This window comes from Bradyrhizobium sp. ORS 375, assembly GCF_000239775.1.
Classification (GTDB): Bacteria; Pseudomonadota; Alphaproteobacteria; order Rhizobiales; family Xanthobacteraceae; genus Bradyrhizobium.
In genome coordinates, this window is sequence record NZ_CAFI01000138.1 from 1 (window position 1) to 19,616 (window position 19,616).

A 19,616-nucleotide genomic window follows, 5' to 3' on the forward strand; every position below is an offset into this window, starting at 1 on the left:
GAGGGACTCTCCACGAGCACGGTCTGCGGAGACTCCCCCTCACCCCGACCCTCTCCCCGCAGGCGGGGAGAGGGGGAATTTTTTTGCGTGGAGGCACTGAGCCATGGACAGCATCGCATGGATGGCGTGGACCCTGCCGACGGCGATCTTTTTCGCGGCGCTGGCCTGCACGCTCGCCGTCATGACCCTGCTCGCCGCGCGCCATCCCGAAGCCGAGCGCGTCGGCGTGCTGCGCATCCCGACCACGCGCGGCGATCGCCTGTTCATCTCGCTGATATCAGCCGCCGTGATCCACCTCGCATGGATCGGGCTGGTCGGCACCGATACGATTGCGACCTTGCCGATCGGCGAGGGGGGATTTGAGGTCTCGAGCCTGTGGCTCGCGACCGCAATTTCGCTTGCGTCAGCCGTTGCGATCTTTCGCACCGTCTGACGCGAGCGAAGAAGGGCAGATCCGGGGGCAACCCGGACCTGGAATACGTCCGTCGCTGCTAGGAGGAAACCATGCGACACATGAAACGTAGGAAGCATCACCTGAGCAAGGCCAGCTATCTTGCGATGACCAGCGCGGTGGCGCTGTTTGCCGCGACCATGACGTTGTCCGTTCCGGCGCGCGCCGACGACGCCACGATCCAGAAATGGATCGACAGCGAATTCCAGCCGTCGACCCTGTCGAAGGAGCAGCAGCTGAAGGAGCTGCAGTGGTTCGCCAAGGCCGCCGAGCCCTTCAAGGGCATGGAGATCAACGTCGTCTCCGAGACCATCACGACGCACGAGTACGAGGCCAAGACCCTGGCCAAGGCCTTCAGCGAGATCACCGGCATCAAGCTGAAGCACGACCTGATCCAGGAAGGCGACGTCGTCGAGAAGCTGCAGACCCAGATGCAGTCCGGCAAGAACGTGTATGACGGCTGGATCAACGACTCCGACCTGATCGGCACGCACTTCCGCTACGGCCAGACCATCGCCCTGTCGGACTACATGAAGGGCGAGGGCAAGGACGTCACCAACCCCGGTCTCGACGTCGATGACTTCATCGGCAAGTCGTTCACGACCGCGCCGGACGGCAAGCTCTATCAGCTGCCCGACCAGCAGTTCGCCAACCTCTACTGGTTCCGCTACGACTGGTTCACCAATCCGGACTACAAGGCCAAGTTCAAGGCCAAGTATGGCTACGAGCTCGGCGTGCCCGTGAACTGGTCGGCCTATGAGGACATCGCCGAGTTCTTCACGAACGACATCAAGGAGATCAACGGCGTCAAGGTCTATGGTCACATGGACTACGGCAAGAAGGATCCCTCGCTCGGCTGGCGCTTCACCGACGCCTGGCTGTCGATGGCCGGCAACGGCGACAAGGGCATCCCGAACGGCCTGCCGGTCGACGAATGGGGCATCCGCATGGAGGGCTGCCGCCCGGTCGGCTCCTCGGTCGAGCGCGGTGGCGACACCAACGGTCCGGCCGCGGTCTACTCGATCGCCAAGTACCTCGACTGGATGAAGAAGTATGCGCCGCCGCAGGCGCAGGGCATGACCTTCTCGGAGGCGGGCCCGGTGCCGGCGCAGGGCAACATCGCCCAGCAGATCTTCTGGTACACCGCCTTCACCGCCGACATGGTGAAGCCCGGTCTGCCGGTGGTGAACGCGGACGGCACGCCGAAGTGGCGCATGGCGCCGTCGCCGCACGGCTCGTACTGGAAGGAGGGCATGAAGCTCGGCTACCAGGACGCCGGCTCCGCGACGCTCTTGAAGTCGACCCCGCCGGATCGCCGCAAGGCCGCCTGGCTGTACCTGCAGTTCATCGTCTCCAAGTCGGTGAGCTTGAAGAAGAGCCATGTCGGCCTCACCTTCATCCGTGAATCCGACATCTGGGACAAGTCGTTCACCGAGCGCGCGCCGAAGCTCGGCGGCCTGATCGAGTTCTACCGCTCGCCTGCGCGCGTGCAGTGGACCCCGACCGGCAACAACGTGCCCGACTATCCGAAGCTGGCGCAGCTGTGGTGGCAGAACATCGGCGATGCGTCGTCGGGTGCGAAGACCCCGCAGCAGGCGATGGATGCGCTCGCGGCCGCTCAGGACTCCGTCCTCGAGCGTCTGGAGAAGTCCAAGGTCCAGGGCGAATGCGGTCCGAAGCTGAACAAGAAGGAATCGGCCGAGTTCTGGTTCAACAAGTCGGCCAAGGACGGCAACATCGCTCCGCAGCGCAAGCTCGCGAACGAGAAGCCGAAGGGCGAGACGATCGACTACGACACGCTGATCAAGTCGTGGCCGGCCACCCCGCCGAAGCGCGCCGAGGCCAAGTAAGCGCCGCTATAGCGATCGCCCGGCTCGACCGGGCGATCCAGTCCTCTGAGGCCGGGAGCAATCCCGGCCTTTCTTTTTGCAGCGATGTGACTGGATCCCGTTCCATCCGGGAATTCTTCCCGGTCGACCTGGGACAACTTCCACGCCGCAAACGCCTTGAAGCCGGGGATGACAGGCGGCACTCTTCTCCTCCGGGATTGTCGCGATCTTCGCCGCGACTTCGCCCCAACGGCGCGAAACAACAAGGCCTCGACACGATCCGGCGTCGCGCAATGCGATCCGCGCCGGGATCGCGATCACCAACCTACGGGGCCATCGAGGGAGTACGGCCATGGATCAGGCGAACATCGCCAATATCGCGAGCACGCTGCCGGAAGCGTTGTCGCCCTGGACCATGTTCATGCAGGCCGACGTCGTCGTGAAGGCCGTCATGATCGGTCTGGCGCTGGCGTCGGTGGCGACCTGGACCGTGCTCGTCGTCAAGACCGTCCAGTTGCGCTCGGCACTGCGCACGGCGCGCGGCGCGCTCGGCATCGCAACGGCGGCGCGCGCGCTGCCGGATGCCGCGGCACGAATTTCCGCTGATGGCGGGGTCGTGGGGCGTCTGCTCGCCGTGGCGGAGGACGAGATCGACAAGTCGCGCGGCTTGCCGGCCGATGGCATCAAGGAGCGCGTGGCCTGGCAGTTCGAGCGGATCGAGGCGGCGGCGGTCGCGCGCATCGGCCGCGGCATCGGCATTCTCGCCACCGTGGGCGCGGTCGGACCGTTCGTCGGCCTGTTCGGCACCGTCTGGGGCATCATGAACAGCTTCATCGGCATCTCGCATGCGCATACGACCAATCTCGCGGTGGTCGCGCCGGGCATCGCCGAGGCGCTGCTCGCGACTGCCTTCGGTCTCGCGGCCGCGATCCCCGCCGTCGTGATCTACAATCTGTTCGCGCGTGCCACCGGCGGCTATCGCGCCGTCATCGCCGATGCGTCGGTCGCGGTGATGCGCCTGCTCAGCCGCGATCTCGACCGCCAGCACGCCGGCCCGGCCGAGGTACGGCGCAGCGCGATCCGCGCGGTCGATGCGCCGCTGATGTCGATCGTCAATCCGGCGGAGTGAGCCATGGCCGTCAAGCTTGCCCGCCGTCCGGATGAGTTCGAGGAGACGCACGACATCAACGTGACGCCGTTCATCGACGTCATGCTGGTCCTCCTCATCATCTTCATGGTTGCCGCGCCGCTCGCCACCGTCGACATTCCGGTCAATCTGCCGGCGATCTCGGCCGAGCCGCAGCCGCGCGCCGAAACCCCCGTGTTCGTGACCTTCAAGGCCGACCGCTCGCTCGCTGTCGGCGACCAGAACGTTGCGCAGGCCGACGTCGCTGCCTCGCTCGACGCCGCGACCAAGTCCGATCATGGCCAGCGCGTGCTGCTGCGCGCCGATCAGACGCTGCCCTATGGCGAGGTCATGGCATTGATGAACACGTTGCGCCGCGCCGGCTACACCAAGGTGGCGCTGGTCGCGCTGGAAGACCGGGCCGCGCCGTGAGCGTCCTGACGCTCGATCCGTTCGAGACCGAGGACCGCCGCGAGCGGACGCTTTGGACCGTTGCGGCGCTGCTGGTCGCTGCTCTGCATATCGGCCTTGGCCTCGGCTATCTGTTGCTGCGTCCGGCGCCGCAAGGCCGCGCCCAGGCTCCAGCGTTCGACGTCGTGTTTACGCCGGCTGTCGTGAGCGAGCCGGCGCCGGCGATTCAGGATTCTCCGCCGGCAGAGCCGCCGCCGCTCGAGCCGCCGAAGGAAGAGCCGGTCGCGCGCGAGGCCGTCGACGAGCCCGTTCCACAGCCTCCGCCCGAGCCGCAGGTCGCCGCGCAGCCCGAGCCCGAGGTCGTTCCAGACCCCGTGCCGCAGGTCGCGCTCGCGCCCGAACCGCCGCGCACTGACGACGTCGTGCTGCCGCCGCCACCGCCGCCGAAGCCGATCGAGGCCAAGCCGCCCGAGCCGAAGCCGATCCCCGTGCCCGAGCACGTCGAGCACAAGCCGGTCGAGAAGAAGGACGCCAAGGAGAAGACCGAGAAGAAACCTGCGCCGCCAAAGCCGGCTGCCGCTCAGCCGAGCCGTCCGTCGCGCGTGGCGTCGGCCCCCAATCCCGGCGAGGAGAGTGTCGGCGCGCGCGAGGGGCAGGCCGCCTGGAACGCCGAGATGGTCGCGCATATCCGCCGCTACGTCGCCTATCCGTCTGACGGCAATGGTGCGAGCGGTACGGTCACCGTGAATGTCGTCATCGATCGCAACGGTCGGCTGGTCTCGCGGCGGCTCGCCGGCAGTTCGGGCTCGCCGGCCTTGGATCGGGCGGCGCTGTCGATCATCGACCGTGCGGCGCCGTTTCCGCGCTTCCCGCCGGTCATGAAGCAGGCGCAGGAGTCGCGCGCGGTGCCGTTGCATATGAGGCCGCGCTGAGCGGCCTCCTCATGCCGTCGAGCGGCTTACTTCGAGCACTCGGTCAGGTCGGTATCGCGCACCACGAACTGCGCGCCTTCCTTCAGCTCGATGTTCTTGGCGACGCAGGTGCGGCCGCCTTTTTCCGACAGCTTGATGTCGTAGCGGCCTGACTTGACGCCGACCAGGGTCATGCGCTCGTTGTGGTCGACCTCGCCCTCGTCGTCGTTCTTGCACTGGTCCGCGCCCCAGCTCTTCGTGCCGGCGGCGGCCAGGTACATCTTCACGATGGTCTGCCCAGTGCGGTTCAGGAAGCGCGGGCCGTCCTCTGCAAGCGCGGCGGATCCGGCCAATGTGAGAAGCGCGCAGGCCGTGAGGAGACGACGCATGATGGATGTCCTTTTCTGATCATTGAGCATGGGATGAAAGCGCGGCGGCTGGATCAGAAGTCCTTGCCGATGCTGGTCTTGATCGCAAGCCCGCGCGAGGCGTTGGTCAGGCCGTAGCCGACGCCGAAGCTGAACTCGAAACCTTTGAACTTGGTATCGGCGACCGCGTAGAGCGTCTGCATCTGCTGATGCCAGGGCAGAATGTGTCCGAACGGTCCGAGATTGGAGAAATGCTCGATGCCGACGGTCCAGCGGTCGCTGAGGCGCTTGACGAAGCGCACCGAAGGCTCGAAGGCCGAGCCAGGGCCGTCGATGCCGAACGTCATGTTGGCGTTGAAGATCAGCTGATAGTCGTGCGGCAGGTTGACGCCGATGATCGGCGTGAACATCTGCGCCACCCGCGGATTGGCCTCCTGCACGAAGCGCGGCGCGCCCGGCTGGCCGGCGCCGGCCTTGTTGGCAACCCAGAGATCCGGCGTCAGGCCGCCCTGCGGCGCCAGAATGGTGCGCGACACCAGGCCGACGAATACGGTGCGCTCGAGCCGGTCGCCCTGGATGAAGGTCTGGCGAATGGTGACGCCGCCCGATTGGAATGAGTAGCCGGGCACGCCGTTGTCCATCACGTTGCCCATCGCCATCGGCACGTTGGCGCGTGCGAACGCATAGGGCGAGGTCAGCGCGATCTCGTACCATTCGGTCGGCGAGTAGCCGATCTCGGTCTCGCCGGTGATCGCGCGCTGCGGCACGCGACGGCCGCCATTCTGCTGCTGCGGATTGAAGGTCGTGAGATAGCCGAAACGCTGCTCGATCTGGAAATGTCCCGGCGACGCAGGGTCGTTGCCCTGGATCTCCTCGGCGGCTGCGCCGATGGGACCGAGCAACAGGGCGCCGGCAGCCATGCACCATCGCGATCGCTTTCGTTGTCCGCTTGCGATGCCGTTCGATTGCATATCCGCGTGCTCCCCTGATGTCAGGAGCTAACGAGTGCGAGCGGCGAAAACATGCGGCGGTCACGACTGAAACATGACCCGATCGGGAAACGATAAGGTGCGTATTGCCTTAATCCATGCGCGCAGGTCTCGGAGATCGGAGGATAGGGAGCTTTTGGCAAGCAAATAGGGACGTTTTGACCGGAAGGAATGTGGCGGCGCGAACCGCGAATCGATCTCAATTGACGACGAATGGGGCGCGCGACAAACACATTGCCGTCACAGCTCGATGGAAGACATGCGCAGACCAAGCATTGCTGATAGCCGCATCAGTCAGAGATCGGACGCGCTTCGTGCTGCACGCCAACGACCCTCGCCATCGCCGTGATGCTCCGAAAGCGCCGTTGCGCGTCATCGTCGTCAGCCTGCTATCGCTCATCGTTGTTCTCGACGGCGCGGCTTTCGCACGCGAAGGATTTCAGCGGCGCGAGATCGATGCGCGGTCGCGGGAGACGCAAGTCTCCAACCGGAGCTGCGCCGCGCTCTACGGCTCGGCGGGCGTACCTTGCAGCAAGCGGGCAGTCCATCATGCCCGACGGAAGCCGGACGCGGGCGCCGTCGCCGATCGTCCGGTGCCGATGGCGCGCCGAGATCGTCCTGGCCGCTATTTTCTCCGTGGTCCCAGATTCTGACGGGCCGTCGGTCGGCAAAAGTCGCGCGACCTCTCTTCCCGCACTTGCGAAATCCGAGGGTTTCACCTAGCTCAAAGACCGACGTATCGTGCGGCCGGCGAAACCGGCGACGCTCGCAGACGTTGTTTCAGCGCCATTCATCGCCGCCCAGACCGGACGGCGGCAACAGAGGATGACTTCGATGAATTGGAAACTGATGGTGACGGCGGCCGCCGTCGGCATGGCCGCAATCGTCGGCACGTCGTCGCTCGCGATGAGTGCGCCAGCCAGCTCGAAGCTGTTGAGCTCGATCGATCCCGACAAGGACGGCACCGCCGACATGAGCGAGGTTCGTGCTGCCGCCGGCGCGCTGTTCGATAAGCTCGATCGCGACCATGACGGCACGCTCGATGCCAAGGAGCTGCGTGGCCGCGTGTCGGCCAAGGATCTCAAGGCGGCTGATCCCGACAATGACGGCACGCTGACCAAGGACGAATATCTCGCGCTGGTCGAGGGCCGCTTCAAGGCCGCCGATCCGGACAATGACGGCACGCTCGATTCGAAAGAGCTGAAGACGGTGGCCAAGCTGCTGAAGTAGCAGGCGCGATCCGGATCGGATTCTTCGATGTGACAAGGAGGGCCCGCGGCGGGAGACCGCTGCGGGCTTTTTTCATGAGCCCGACGGGCCCATGAGCCGTCGCGCCGCTCATCCTGACGCTGGCGCGGGCCGCGTCTCACATCCCCGGACGAGACATTTCCACGGCCAGGCGTACGAGATCCGGCAGGCTGCGGGCCCCGAGCTTCTGCCGCAACCGGTAGGTCAGATTGATCACCGTCTTGTAGCTGATCCCGAGCTGGTCGGCGATCGCCTGATAGGATTTGGCTTGGGCGAGCAGCGCCAGCGCCTGACGTTCGCGCGGCGTCAGCGACGTCTCGGGCCGGCCATCCCCTTCGGCGCGGAGCAGGGCGATTCGGGTTGCCAGTTGCGGATCCAGGTAGGTGCCGCCGGCGCGGACCTGTTCCAGCGCCTTCGGCAGCTCATGAGGTGGGGCATCCTTGAGCAGGTAGCCGCTGGCGCCGGCATCGATCGCCAGGCGGACGACGCGCGGATCGGCGAGCATGCTGAACACCAGGATTCTGGCATTTGGGTCGTGGGAACGCATCCGCTCGATCAGCCCGATCCCGCCGAGCTCTTCGCCCTTGAGACGAAGATCGACCACGGCCGCGTCAGGCTGGTCGCGAACATACGTCGCGTAGGCACTCTCAGCGTCATTGGCCTCGGACAGGGATCCGATCCCGGCCGCGTTCAGCAGCGAGCGGCAGGCGGTGATCACGACCGGGTGGTCATCGACGAGCAGAACGCGATACATGCGAACCAGATTTCGTTCTCTCGGCCGATGCTGCAGTTGCAAATCGGGGGGCCGCCGTTGGCATCCCGTCCGCGATGGTGGATTTTGACATCTTGCTACTTGCAAACCAGCATCGGGTGCAACAATGCGACTGGCTCTGGGAAAGATGCTGGCCAAGTGATCGCTTCTTTCGGGATTCGGGAAGATTGTCCCTAGGTCTCGAAGAAAATTGCCCGTTGCGGCGAGGTTTGCTGCTGTTTACCAATGTGACGTTGGTAAACGGGTAAATCGGCCGGCTTAGGCGCGGGTGGAGCTCAAGGGGGCGTGAGCTGAGCCTGAGCTGGTCGACAAGAAACTGGGGGACGTCTTGACCAGACTCTCGGCGCTGAAGAGCGCGCTTCTCGCGACGTGTGCGTTGCTGCCTACGACTGCCTTCGCGCAGCAAACCCTGCAGACCATCGAGGTCGTCGGCGTCTCGCCCGTGCAGGGCAGCGAGATCGCGAAGGACAAGATCCCGTCCAACGTCGAGACCATCGGCGCCCGCGAGCTCGACCATGCGCGCGCGCCGTCGCTGCTCGACAGCATCCTGCAGTCGGTGCCCGGCGTTTCCCTGAGCGATCAGACCGGCAACGCATTCCAGCGCGACCTGAACTATCGCGGCCAGACCGCCTCGCCGGTGCTCGGCACGCCGCAGGGCATCGCCGTCTACCAGAACGGAACCCGCATCAACGAGGCGTTCGGCGACGTCGTCAACTGGGACCTGATCCCGGAGATGGCGATCGCGCGCATGACCTTGATGCCGAACAACCCGCTGTTCGGCCTCAACGCCACCGGCGGCGCGATGTCGATCGAGATGAAGAACGGCTTCACCTATCAGGGCGGCGAAGCGCAGCTGTTCGGCGGGTCGTTCGGCCGCATCCAGTCGGGCGCGCAATATGGCTGGAACAATGGCACCTATTCGGCCTACATCGCCGCGGAGGGTGCCTATGACCGCGGCTGGCGCGACCATTCCTCGGCCTCGCAGATCCGGCGCATGTATGCCGATTTCGGCGCGCGCGGCGATACCACAGAGTTCCGTCTCTCCTTCACCGGCGCCGACAACAAGCTCGGCTCGGTGGCGGCGACGCCGATCGAGATGCTGAACCAGCGCTGGTCCAGCGTCTACACCTGGCCGCAGTCGCTGCGCCTGCAGATGCAGATGGTGCAGGCCAGCCTGAAATGGGCGCCGACCGATACGCTGTCGGTCCAGGCCAACGGCTATTATCGCAACTACAAGTCCGCGCGCATCGACGGCAACGGCAGCGAGGTCGCGGCTTGCGATCCGGCCGGCGCCTTCCCCGGCGAGTTCTGCCTCGCCGACGCGGCCGGCACCGAGTTCCAGATCAACCGCAATGGCCCGGTCGCCAATACGCTCGCCGCCAACGCGGCGCTCGGCCAGATCGACCGCAACACCGTCAAGACTGACAGCTATGGCGGCTCGCTGCAGGCGACCTCGACGACGCAGCTGTTCGGCCACGACAACCATTTCGTCGTCGGCGCCAGCGTCGATCACGGCAACACCAACTTTCAGGCGACATCAGAGCTCGGCACCATCGACAACAATCTGTTCGTCACGGGCCTTGGCGTCTACATCGACCAGCCCAATGCCGGCCTGGCGCCGGTCAACCTGAACGCCAAGAACACCTATCTCGGCTTTTACGCCACCAACACCTTCGACATCACCTCGCAGCTGGCGTTGACCGCCGGCGGCCGCTTCAACTGGGCGCAGATCAATCTGCGCGACCAGACCGGCTTCGCGCCGCTGCTCAACAGCAACAACAACTTCCAGCGCTTCAACCCGGTGGTCGGTCTGAACTACAAGATCACGCCGAATATGACCGCCTATGCGGGCTACTCCGAGGCCAACCGCGCGCCGACGCCGCTCGAACTCGGCTGCTCCGATCCCGCCAATCCCTGCCTGATCGACAACTTCCTGATCGCCGATCCGCCGCTGAAGCAGGTGGTGTCGCGGACTATCGAAGGCGGCCTGCGCGGCGAGGTCTCCGGCGGCAGCTCGGCCTATGCCGCGGCGCCGCCGCCCTACCGCAAGGCGCCGATCAAGGCGGTGTCGGTCGATGAGGGCTGGAAGCTGCGCTGGGGCCTCAGCCTGTTCCGCACCGAGAATGCCGACGACATCATCCAGGTCGTCGACCCGGCCAACCCGGTGCGCGGCTATTTCAAGAATGCCGGCAATACCCTGCGCCAGGGTGTCGAGGCCAAGGTCGACCTGACCTGGAACCGCTGGACCGCCTACGCCAACTACACCTTCATCGACGCGACGTTCCGCAGCGCCTTCGACGTCAATGATCCGTTCCTTGGCGCGCCCGTCGGTGTCGTCTCCGGCAACCATATTCCGGGCATTCCGGCGCACCGTCTGAAGCTCGGCGCCGAATACGCCGTGACCGACGACTGGAAGATTGGGACGAGCATCGTTTACGTCGGCAGCCAGTATCTGCTGCATGACGAAACCAATGTCTATCCGAAGGTCCCGGCGCACTGGGTCGTCAACCTGAATACGTCCTATCAGGTCACCAAGAACGTCGAGGTGTTCGGGCTGATCCAGAACCTGTTCAACCAGCGCTACTACTCGGCCGGCACCGTGTTCGATGTCGGCGGCTTCAACACCGCCGGTGGCGGCAACGCATTCGCCTTCAACGATCCGCGCAGCATGGTGCCGGGCATGCCGCTCGCCGCCTATGCCGGCATCCGGGCGAAGTTCTGATCAACGCGGACGGAGAACCATAGGGCGCATCTTGCGCCGCGTCACGGCAGCCCCCCACCGTGGCAAGAAGGCCGGGAGCGATCCCGGCCTTTTCGTTTGTCGCGCGGTCTGTCGGTCCTCGTCGTCCTTGCCGATTGCGGGTGTGGGCTGCTGTCTCCGCTCCTCGTCGAGCCACTGCGGCGGCCGTCATCTGGCGCGAGATGTCGTCGTGCGATAGATGCCAGGACTAATTAGTCGAAAATATCGGGATCAATTCTGTTGTTGTGGGGAATTTGTCCCTGGCGTCTCGTGAAAGTTTCGCTTTGCTGGTCTCAGCCAATATTTCGATACAATCGGGAACCAACAAATAACCGCGAGTCATGCGTAAAGCGGGGCGTCCGGTGAATTTGAAGAAGAGAAATCGCAGCGAGGTGGCTGCCGCGAGTTTCGTGCTGCTGTCGACGTGGATAGTTGCGGGTGAGGCGAAGGCCGACTGTACGACGCCCGGCGTCACGGTCACCTGCAGCGGGACCATCAGCACCGCGATCACCGTATATGACGCCGCGGCGGCGGCCGCGACGCCTTCGAACGGGGGGAACTCCTATACTCCGGCAAATCCGGCCTTCCCGACGACCGGCTATGATCCGAAGCCGCCGACGACGAGCATCACGCTGGATGCCACGGCCGTCCGCAATCTCACCACCAACACCCAGACCGGCCTGGCCGACCGCGGCATGATCGCGGCCAATTTCTCCAACGCGGAGGATCCAGCCGTCAACAACGTCGTCATCAACAACGCCGGCTGGCTCGGCCTCACCACCAGCCAGCTCAGCGCCGGCCGGCTGCACGTCATCGTCGCCGACAGCCAGGTCAACAAATTCACCGTCAACAACGCCGGGACGCTGGCCGCCACGCAAAATTTCTTCGGCACGTTCGATCCGACCAGGCTGACCGTATCGGTCGGAACGACGGCATCCGGCCGCTACGACGGCACCAACCTTGCCATCATCTCCGCGCTCTATTCCGACGACAACACCAATAGCTTTGTCGTCAACAACCGAGCCAACGGAACGATCTCGGCTACCGGGCATTTCGCGGCCGCCTATTATGGCCGGGCCGACACGACGATCACCAACTCCGGCACCATCGCGAACACCAGCTGGACGGCGGCGAGCCGCTTCCACGACGGGCATTGGGCCATCGGCGCCTTTGCTGGCGCGGAGTTCGAGACTCTTCCAGGCAGCAACCCGGACACGCCGCTCTACAAGTTCGATTCGAACGGCAACGTGACGGTTGCCGAAACCAAGGCGTTGACGTTGACCAATACGGCGAGCGGCGTCATCAAGGGCGACATCCTGGCGCTCGACACCAATCCGCTGACCACCGCTGCCGGTCTCGCCGCCGGATCGACCTTCCCGCTGACGAGCAGCGGCTCGAACTCGGGCCCGCGCGACAGCGTCATCGCCAATGCCGGCCTGATCCAGGGCAATCTCTACCTCGGCTCGGGCGAGCACGACATCACCAACAGCGGCACCATCTCGGGCTCGATCGCGGTCGATCAGAGCGCCTCTCGCGGCTCGTTCGCGAAGGCTGTCGACGGCACAGTGTCGGGTACCTATCGCAGCTCCGGCACGGGCACCGATGCCAGTGGCAATGCCTGTCCCACGGCCGGTGCAAACACCAGCGATCCGCTCTGCGCCAGCAGCACGAACCAGGCCGCGACGTTTTTCGGCGCGCGCAGCTTCAATCTCGTCAACACCGGCGCGCTCGGCGGCGACATCGTGATCAACGACCAGGACGGTGCCACCAATAATATCCTGCTCAAAGGCAACGGCTTCAGCGGCAATGTCGTCGCGCAGAACGGCCTCGGCGCCAATTCCCTCACGCTCGACGGCGTGACCAGCCTCGCCAGCATCATCAATTTCGGCACGCTCGATCTGATGAAGTCGCAGGTCAGCGTAGGAGGCGTGGCCGGTGTGCAACTCGTCGATGGCGCGGTGCTGCGCACCACGATCTTCGGCGCCGGTGGCACCGCAGCGGCGCCCTCGACAAAGATCGGCAACATCACGGGCACCGTGACCTTCGCTGGCGCGGGCACGGTCGCGCCGACGCTGCAAGGCATTGTCCGCAACGGCGACGTATACCGTGTGGCGACCGCGGTGTCGGCGACGCCGCTCGCGGTCGATTTCGCCAGCGCACTGGTCGGCTTCACTGCCGATACCTCCACCGGCGCGCTGCTGCTGAATGCATCGGTGAGATCGCCTGCGACGATCGCCGGAATCTCCCCGAGCAGCCTCGCAGCGCTGAACGGGCTGTTCGCCTCCACCGGCGGCAACGCGCAGGTGCAGGCGCTGGGCGGGGCGGTGCAGAGCCTGGGAACGGACCGCGAGGTGCGCAACGCGGCTGATCAGTTGCGCCCGTTCGTGAATGGCGCGGAGGTCCAGGTGCCGCTCGGCACGGCGGCGCTGTTCCAGAACCAGATCGACAACCGGCTCACGGCGGCGGCCACATCCCCCAACGCGCGCGTCGCCTCGGCGTTCGCGTCCGAGAGCGATCCGCTGACGTCGATGCTGATGGCGTATGGGGTCACCAAGGCCCCGCCGTTGAAGGCACCCGCCGTCGTGCCGGAGCCTCAGCGGACCGTCTGGGGCACCCTGATCGGCACCAACGTGTCCCAGCATGACGTCGCTGGCGTCGCCGGCTATTCGGGCAATACCGGCGGCCTCGTAGCCGGCATCGACCAGCGCATCGACGGCGCATTCCGCGTCGGCGCCGCGTTCGGCTACGCCACCAGCAGCATGGACGATCGCACCGCTCCGGGCGATGCGGTTGGAATGCAGCACTATCAGGGCACGGTTTACGGCGCCTATGTTCAGCCGTCCTGGTACGTCAACGGCTCCGCCGGAATCGCGCTTGTCGACTACACCACGACCCGCCGCATCAACTTCGCCGGGTTCACCGACACGGCCTCGGGCAGCCACAAGGGCTGGCTGACCGTGGTGCGCGGCGAGTTCGGTGTCCCCGTGAAGCTCGGCGAGACGGTGCTCACGCCGTTCGCCGGCGTGACCTACGGCCGTCTTGATCAGCAGGCCTATACGGAGACCAGCGCCGCCGGTGCCGCGCTGGCCATCGCGAAGCAGACGACCAACTCGGTGCGCTCCAACTTGGGCCTCCGGTCCACCGTTCCGTTGCTGGTCACGTCCACCTACGGCTTCGGCCTGGAGACGCTGACGGCGTGGCGGCACGAGTTCGGCAACACGGCCCAGAACGTGACCGCGAGCTTCGCCGGCGGCGGCGCGAGCTTCGTCGCTGCCGGCCCGTCGCCCGAGCGCAACCTCGCCGAGCTCGGCGCCGCGCTGAAGCTGGTGGCGTTCGGCGAGCGCCAGTCGATCTCGCTCGGCTACAACGCCGTGATCGGCAACCAATATCTCGAACAGTCGGCCGTGCTGAAGGTGCGCGCGGCGTTCTGAAGTGACCGCGAAATCGGACGTCGACAGGCCGGGATCGCTCCCGGCCTTTTTGTTGAGGTTGCGCGCTGGCGATGATGTCCGGCTGGGTAGGCAAAGGCGCCCGCAACGATGCCGCATCACGCGAGATTGTCCGCACCGTGCCCACCGCGCACGCTCGCATGCACGGATGACGTGGGCACGCTTCGCTTTGCCCATCCTGGGTGTGCGCCTCGTCGGATGTCGGGCAATCGTCCCGCTGCGCTGGTCAACAAGGTCGCCGGCCATACCAGGAATTTTCGGATCGGCGCCATTCGTCGCCGCCAACTACGAACTTCGGCCACAGAGCTCGCCGAGCTATTGCGCATCTCTCGCGTCGAGCCATGAGGTGATGAACATGCGCGGCCAGTCGTTGGTGTTTCAAGCAACCATATCTGCAGCGGCTCTCGTGCTTGGCTTTGCGGTGCATTCGCCCCTGGTGCCCGGCGCGATGGCGCGCGATCTCGATGGACGTTATGCCAACTCGCCTCTCAAAGGCTGGTTCGAAAAGCTGCGCTCAGGCAAGGGGCCGTGCTGCTCGGATGCCGACGGCACCGCGCTCTCGGATATCGATTGGGAGATGAAGGACGGCCGCTACCGCGTGCGCATCGAGGGCATCTGGTGGCCGGTGCCGGACGAGGCCGTCGTCACCGAGCCCAACCGCATCGGCCGGACGATGGTCTGGCCGGTGTATTATCGCGAGCTCAACACCGGCTTGCGTATCGACATCCGCTGCTTTCTTCCGGGCAGCATGAGCTAGACGGCAATGACCGCGAGGAGCGACAGGGTAGGCAAAGGCGCGCCCCGTTGACGCCGCGTTCCCCAAGCTGCCTCGCGCCCCCGTGCCCATCGTCCTGTCCGCCCGCGCGGAGGCATGGTGGGCACGCGCCGCCGGGCGGCGGCGCTTTGGCCCCCTACGCGATAACGGCTACTCTGCTGCCTGCGATGCCTTCAGCGTCGGATAGTCCGTGTAGCCCTTCTCGCCGCCGCCATAGAGCGTGGCGCGATCGAGCTCGTTGAGCGGCGCGTTGGCCTTGAGCCGCTCCACCAGATCCGGATTGGCGATGAAAGGCCTACCGAACGCGATCAGGTCGGCGGCGTTGGCGTCGAGCTGCATGTTGGCGAGCGCGAGGTCGTAGCCGTTGTTGGCGATGTAGGTGCCGTGGAAGCGCTTGCGCAGCGAGGCATAGTCGAACGGCGCGACGTCGCGCGGACCGCCGGTCGCGCCCTCGATGACGTGGATGTAGACGAGCTTCAGCGCGTTGAGCTGATCGACGATGTAGTCGAACAGCGCCTGCGGATTGGAGTCGCTGATGTCGTTGGCCGGCGTCACCGGCGACAGGCGGATGCCGGTCTTGTCAGCGCCAATCGCTTCGGACACGGCCTTGGCAACCTCGAGCATCAGCCGCGCGCGGTTCTCGATTCCTCCGCCATAGGCGTCGGTGCGCTTGTTGGCGCCGTCCTTGGCGAACTGGTCGAGCAGATAGCCGTTGGCGCCGTGGATCTCGACGCCGTCGAAACCGGCCTCGATCGCATTCAGCGCGGCCTGCCTGAACGCCGCAACGATGCCGGGAATCTCGGCCAGCTCGAGCGCGCGCGGCGTGGAAACATCGGTGAAGGCGCCGCCGACGAAGGTCTTGGTCTTCGCGGCAACGGCCGAGGGCGCGACCGGCGCGCCGCCGTCGGGCTGCAGCGAGACATGCGAGATGCGGCCGACATGCCAGAGCTGGATGAAGATGCGGCCGCCCTTGGCATGCACGGCGTCGGTGACCTTGCGCCAGCCGGCGATCTGCGCCTTGGAATAGATGCCGGGCGTGTCCTGATAGCCCTGGCCCTGCTGCGACACCTGGCTGGCCTCGGAGATCAGGAGGCCGGCGCTGGCGCGCTGCGCATAATAGGTGGCCGTCAGCGGACCGGCGACGAGGCCTTCGCCCGCGCGGTTGCGCGTCAGCGGCGCCATGACCACGCGATTGGCCAGGGTGATCGGACCGAGCTTGGCGGGCTCGAACAGTTTCGACGTGCTCATCGGCTCTTTCCATTGAGAGGACGGGTCAGGGTCAATTGTGCATTGCCGCAGGAGGCACAATGGCCCGAGCCATTCAAAAATTGCGGGTGGGTTCCGCGCACACCGCGTAAGCGAGATACGCTCGGTGACGTGTCGGCGAGCACCAGCGCCAACAGCAAGAAGTCGCGCCGATACGACGCGCGCAGCTTGTCGAACCCCGGCCACGGCGATATCGTGAGGTGCGCCACTCAGACGCTCGAAAAAAAACGCGGACCGCATGACGGCCGCGAGGGGAGGGGGATTCATGAAGTCCGGCATCGGAATCGCGGCCGTCTGCGCCGCCCTCGGCACCATCATCGGCAGCTCGGCGTTCGCCGACACCAGCGGCAAGAAGATCGCGTTCTCGAACAACTACGCCGGCAATTCCTGGCGCCAGGCGATGCTCAAGAGCTACGAGATCGTCACCAAGAAGGCGGTCGCCGACAAGGTCGTCGCGGCGGCCGACATCTTCACCACCGCCGACAAGGAGGTTCCGACGCAGGCGGCGCAGATCCAGAACCTGATCCTGCAGGGCTATGACGCGATCGTCATCAACGCCTCGTCGCCAGACGCCTTGAACGGCGCCGTGAAGCAGGCCTGCGATGCCGGCATCATCGTGGTGTCGTTCGACGGCATCGTCACCGAGCCCTGCGCCTACCGCGTCGTCGTCGACTTCAAGGCGATGGGCAAGCAGGAGGTCGAGGAGATGGCCAAGTTCCAGCCCAAGGGCGGCAATTTGCTCGAGATCCGCGGCCTGGCCGGCACGTCGATCGACGAAGCCATTCATGCCGGCATTCTCGAAGGCGTGAAGGCGCATCCCGAATTCAAGATCGTCGGCTCGGTGACCGGCGACTGGGACCAGACCACGGCGCAAAAGGCCGTCGCCACCGTGCTGCCGTCGCTGCCCGACATCGTCGGCGTGGTCGACCAGGGCGGCGACGGCTACGGCGCGGCGCAGGCGTTTGCCGCCGCCGGCAAGCCGCGTCCCACTATCATCATGGGCAATCGCCAGGACGAGCTGCAGTGGTGGAAGGAGCAGAAGGCCAAGGACGGCTACAAGACGTGGTCCGCCTCGATCGCGCCGGGCGTCTCGACCCTGGCGTTCTGGGTGGCGCAGCAGGTGCTCGACGGCAACAAGTCGATTCCGCACGACCTGCTGGTGCCCTACCTCGCCTTCACGCAGGACAATTTCGAGGCCGAGCTGCCCAACATTCCCAAGGGTGGCGTGGCCAGCCACGAATACACCCAGGCGGAAGCGATCGCGGCGATCAAGGCCAACATGAAGTGACGGCTGATCGGGAGCGCCGGTCGCAGACGCAGAGGCCGAATGACCATCGCGCGGCCTGAATTGATACGGCTGAGCGGCGTCGAAAAATACTTCGGCGCCGTTCGGGCCCTCGGCGGCGTCGACCTCACGCTCGGCCAAGGTGAATGCCTCGGGCTCGTTGGTCACAACGGCGCAGGCAAGTCGACGCTGATGCACATTCTCGCCGGCACGGCCACGGCCGATCGCGGCGAGCTCGCGATCGCAGGCGCGGTGCCGGCGAGCTATTCGGCGGGTGTGGCCAAGCAGCTGGGCGTTCGCTGCGTCTTCCAGGAACTCTCGCTCTGCCCCAATTTGACGGTGGCCGAGAACACCCGCGTCTTTCATCCGTCGCTCACAGGCTTCTCATGGCGGCGAAAGGCCGGCCAGCTGATCCTCGACAAGCTCGATGCGATCTTCCCGGGTCATGGCATCGCGGCATCCGATCTGGTGCAGGATCTTCCGATCGGCCGGCGTCAGATGGTGGAGGTCGCGCGCGCCTTCACCGTCACCAACGAACCCGTCCGGCTCGTCATTCTCGACGAGCCGACGTCCTCACTCGACGCCCACACCGCCGGCCAGCTGCTCGGCTTCGTCCGCCGCGCGGTCGGCGAGGACATCAGCTGCATCTTCATCTCGCACCTCCTTGGCGAGGTGCTCGCGAACTGCGACCGGATCGTGGTGATGCGCGACGGCACGACAGTCGCCGACGCGCCGGCGACGGCGTTCGATCGCGATGGCCTGGTCGCGGCGATGGGCGACGTCGAGGTCCACGCTCGCGACGTCAAGGTCGGCCACGGACGCAACCGCGGCCAATCGCCATTGCGCGTGCGCGCCCGGCCGGCGCGACAGAGCGGGGCGGCGGAGCTGGTCGCCCATGAGGGCGAGATCATCGGGCTCGCCGGTCTCGCCGGGCACGGCCAGACCGCGCTGCTGCTGTCGATCTTCTCCGCCGCGACACGCGCGACGACCGGCGTCGAGGTCACGGCCAGCGTCGCGCTGGTCGCCGGTGATCGCCAGGCCGACGGGATTTTTCCGCTCTGGTCGATCGCGGAGAACATCGGCGTCCGTTCGCTGCGCAGCCTGCGACAGGGCCTGCTGATCTCGAGCCGGCGCGAGCATGAGCTCGCCATGCACTGGCGCGACAAGATCCGCATCCGCACCCCGGATATCGACAACAACATCCTCTCGCTGTCGGGCGGCAATCAGCAGAAGGCGCTGTTTGCCCGCGCGCTCGGTTCGGATGCGCGCATCGTGCTGATGGACGATCCGATGCGCGGCGTCGATGTCGGGACCAAGCTCGAGGTCTACGAGCTCATTCGCGCGGAGGCGGACGGCGGCCGCACGTTCCTGTGGTATACGACCGAGTTCGACGAGTTGAAGCAATGCGACCACGTCTATGTGTTCCGCAACGACGTGATCGTTGCCGACCTGACCCGCGACGAGCTGACCGAGCAGAAGGTCATCCAGTCGTCCTTCGCAGAAGCGGGCTGATGCCATGGCCTCGTTGAGCACGCCGGCGAAGCGCGGCCTGCCCCTCATCGGCGCTGCCAACGTACCGCGGCTGCTGCGCGCCTTGCTGCCGGCGCTGTCGCTCGCGCTGGTGCTGATCGGCATCGCCTGGCTCAATCCGCGCGCGATCAGCTATTTCGGCTTCACGCTGATGCTCAATCTCGCCGTGCCGATCGCGCTGGCGACGATCGCGCAGATGTTCGTCATCGCCGGCAACGATCTGGATCTGTCGATCGGCGCCTTCGTCGGCTTCGTCGGCTGCGTCACCGCGACCTGGTTGCGCGACGTCCCGCTGCTCGGAATCGCCACGTTGCTCGGCTGCATCGGGCTCTACGCGGCGCTCGGCGCCTTGATCCATCTGCGCAACCTGCCGTCCATCGTCGTGACGCTCGGCATGAGCTTCGTCTGGCAGGGACTCGCGATCCTGATGCTGCCAAAGCCCGGCGGCAAGGCGCCGGACTGGCTG

At 65.7% G+C, this 19,616-nt stretch carries 16 protein-coding genes and 1 pseudogene; 13 read left to right on the plus strand and 4 right to left on the minus strand.

All coding sequences use genetic code 11. The features are described from left to right. Positions 1 to 103: 103 nt before the first annotated feature. From BRAO375_RS11910 to tolA, 5 genes are all read left to right on the plus strand, one after another. Positions 104 to 433: a DUF2160 domain-containing protein gene (locus BRAO375_RS11910; protein ID WP_009027718.1), complete on the plus strand. Its 330-nt coding sequence runs from the start codon at positions 104 to 106 to the stop codon at positions 431 to 433. A 125-nt stretch (positions 434 to 558) separates the two neighbouring features. After that, entirely contained in the window at positions 559 to 2,301 is a 1,743-nt protein-coding gene (locus tag BRAO375_RS11915; protein WP_009027719.1) for an ABC transporter substrate-binding protein, read from the plus strand. Positions 2,302 to 2,632: 331 nt separating this feature from the next. Then, positions 2,633 to 3,409 carry a tonB-system energizer ExbB gene (gene exbB, locus BRAO375_RS11920; RefSeq protein WP_009027720.1) on the plus strand — a complete coding sequence of 259 codons (777 nt, stop codon included), beginning with the start codon at positions 2,633 to 2,635 and terminating at the stop codon, positions 3,407 to 3,409. 3 nt (positions 3,410 to 3,412) lie between these two features. Then, complete coding sequence (gene exbD / locus BRAO375_RS11925; RefSeq protein ID WP_009027721.1) at positions 3,413 to 3,838, plus strand: TonB system transport protein ExbD; 426 nt, start codon at positions 3,413 to 3,415, stop codon at positions 3,836 to 3,838. Next, positions 3,835 to 4,749 carry a cell envelope integrity protein TolA gene (gene tolA / locus BRAO375_RS11930; RefSeq protein ID WP_009027722.1) on the plus strand — a complete coding sequence of 305 codons (915 nt, stop codon included), beginning with the start codon at positions 3,835 to 3,837 and terminating at the stop codon, positions 4,747 to 4,749. Before exbD ends, tolA begins: the two co-directional genes overlap by 4 nt. Positions 4,750 to 4,775: 26 nt before the next feature. On the opposite strand, the gene BRAO375_RS11935 is transcribed toward tolA, so the two are convergent. After that, positions 4,776 to 5,117, minus strand: coding sequence for a hypothetical protein (locus BRAO375_RS11935; RefSeq protein ID WP_009027723.1), 342 nt, complete (start codon positions 5,115 to 5,117; stop codon positions 4,776 to 4,778). A gap of 53 nt (positions 5,118 to 5,170) precedes the next feature. Continuing rightward, positions 5,171 to 6,016: a hypothetical protein gene (locus BRAO375_RS11940; protein ID WP_009027724.1), complete on the minus strand. Its 846-nt coding sequence runs from the start codon at positions 6,014 to 6,016 to the stop codon at positions 5,171 to 5,173. 242 nt (positions 6,017 to 6,258) lie between these two features. Between BRAO375_RS11940 and BRAO375_RS37975 the strand changes: the two genes are divergently transcribed. Further along, positions 6,259 to 6,738 (plus strand): hypothetical protein, encoded by a 480-nt coding sequence (locus BRAO375_RS37975; RefSeq protein WP_175345316.1) that lies wholly within the window; start codon positions 6,259 to 6,261, stop codon positions 6,736 to 6,738. A 181-nt stretch (positions 6,739 to 6,919) separates the two neighbouring features. Next, positions 6,920 to 7,315: a lanmodulin LanM gene (lanM, locus tag BRAO375_RS11950; RefSeq protein WP_035640072.1), complete on the plus strand. Its 396-nt coding sequence runs from the start codon at positions 6,920 to 6,922 to the stop codon at positions 7,313 to 7,315. A 136-nt stretch (positions 7,316 to 7,451) separates the two neighbouring features. Here the strand turns inward: lanM and BRAO375_RS11955 are convergent, their stop codons facing one another. After that, positions 7,452 to 8,087 (minus strand): response regulator transcription factor, encoded by a 636-nt coding sequence (locus tag BRAO375_RS11955; RefSeq protein WP_009027728.1) that lies wholly within the window; start codon positions 8,085 to 8,087, stop codon positions 7,452 to 7,454. A 346-nt stretch (positions 8,088 to 8,433) separates the two neighbouring features. Between BRAO375_RS11955 and BRAO375_RS11960 the strand changes: the two genes are divergently transcribed. From BRAO375_RS11960 to BRAO375_RS11970, 3 genes are all read left to right on the plus strand, one after another. Beyond that, positions 8,434 to 10,827 (plus strand): TonB-dependent receptor, encoded by a 2,394-nt coding sequence (locus BRAO375_RS11960; protein WP_009027729.1) that lies wholly within the window; start codon positions 8,434 to 8,436, stop codon positions 10,825 to 10,827. 410 nt (positions 10,828 to 11,237) lie between these two features. Next, complete coding sequence (locus BRAO375_RS11965; protein ID WP_244423170.1) at positions 11,238 to 14,276, plus strand: autotransporter family protein; 3,039 nt, start codon at positions 11,238 to 11,240, stop codon at positions 14,274 to 14,276. Positions 14,277 to 14,742: 466 nt separating this feature from the next. Continuing rightward, the gene (locus BRAO375_RS11970) at positions 14,743 to 15,051 is read left to right on the plus strand and encodes a hypothetical protein (RefSeq protein ID WP_139031360.1); all 309 of its coding nucleotides are present in this window, start codon (positions 14,743 to 14,745) and stop codon (positions 15,049 to 15,051) included. Between the two features lie 168 nt (positions 15,052 to 15,219). Here BRAO375_RS11970 and BRAO375_RS11975 read toward each other — a convergent pair whose 3' ends face one another. Further along, a complete protein-coding gene (locus BRAO375_RS11975) occupies positions 15,220 to 16,317 on the minus strand; it encodes an alkene reductase (RefSeq protein WP_009027732.1) in 1,098 nt (365 codons plus the stop codon). Between the two features lie 283 nt (positions 16,318 to 16,600). On the opposite strand from BRAO375_RS11975, the gene BRAO375_RS11980 reads away from it, so the two are divergent. The 3 genes and pseudogenes from BRAO375_RS11980 to BRAO375_RS11990 all read left to right on the plus strand — a co-directional run. After that, the gene (locus BRAO375_RS11980) at positions 16,601 to 17,623 is read left to right on the plus strand and encodes a substrate-binding domain-containing protein (RefSeq protein WP_009027733.1); all 1,023 of its coding nucleotides are present in this window, start codon (positions 16,601 to 16,603) and stop codon (positions 17,621 to 17,623) included. 39 nt (positions 17,624 to 17,662) lie between these two features. Further along, positions 17,663 to 19,132: a sugar ABC transporter ATP-binding protein gene (locus BRAO375_RS11985; RefSeq protein WP_009027734.1), complete on the plus strand. Its 1,470-nt coding sequence runs from the start codon at positions 17,663 to 17,665 to the stop codon at positions 19,130 to 19,132. Positions 19,133 to 19,136: 4 nt separating this feature from the next. After that, positions 19,137 to 19,616: pseudogene (locus BRAO375_RS11990) on the plus strand (ABC transporter permease); the annotation flags it as partial.

What these genes read in the sequence shown, in the direction of transcription:
- BRAO375_RS11910 (WP_009027718.1), top strand. Translation starts at nt 104, where the DNA reads ATGGACAGCATCGCATGGATGGCGTGGACCCTGCCGACGGCGATCTTT.
- BRAO375_RS11915 (WP_009027719.1), top strand. Translation starts at nt 559, where the DNA reads ATGACCAGCGCGGTGGCGCTGTTTGCCGCGACCATGACGTTGTCCGTT.
- BRAO375_RS11970 (WP_139031360.1), top strand. Translation starts at nt 14,743, where the DNA reads ATGGCGCGCGATCTCGATGGACGTTATGCCAACTCGCCTCTCAAAGGC.
- BRAO375_RS11980 (WP_009027733.1), top strand. Translation starts at nt 16,601, where the DNA reads ATGAAGTCCGGCATCGGAATCGCGGCCGTCTGCGCCGCCCTCGGCACC.
- BRAO375_RS11955 (WP_009027728.1), bottom strand. Translation starts at nt 8,087, where the DNA reads ATGTATCGCGTTCTGCTCGTCGATGACCACCCGGTCGTGATCACCGCC.
- BRAO375_RS11940 (WP_009027724.1), bottom strand. Translation starts at nt 6,016, where the DNA reads ATGGCTGCCGGCGCCCTGTTGCTCGGTCCCATCGGCGCAGCCGCCGAG.
- BRAO375_RS11935 (WP_009027723.1), bottom strand. Translation starts at nt 5,117, where the DNA reads ATGCGTCGTCTCCTCACGGCCTGCGCGCTTCTCACATTGGCCGGATCC.
- BRAO375_RS11985 (WP_009027734.1), top strand. Translation starts at nt 17,663, where the DNA reads ATGACCATCGCGCGGCCTGAATTGATACGGCTGAGCGGCGTCGAAAAA.
- lanM (WP_035640072.1), top strand. Translation starts at nt 6,920, where the DNA reads ATGAATTGGAAACTGATGGTGACGGCGGCCGCCGTCGGCATGGCCGCA.
- exbD (WP_009027721.1), top strand. Translation starts at nt 3,413, where the DNA reads ATGGCCGTCAAGCTTGCCCGCCGTCCGGATGAGTTCGAGGAGACGCAC.
- BRAO375_RS11975 (WP_009027732.1), bottom strand. Translation starts at nt 16,317, where the DNA reads ATGAGCACGTCGAAACTGTTCGAGCCCGCCAAGCTCGGTCCGATCACC.
- exbB (WP_009027720.1), top strand. Translation starts at nt 2,633, where the DNA reads ATGGATCAGGCGAACATCGCCAATATCGCGAGCACGCTGCCGGAAGCG.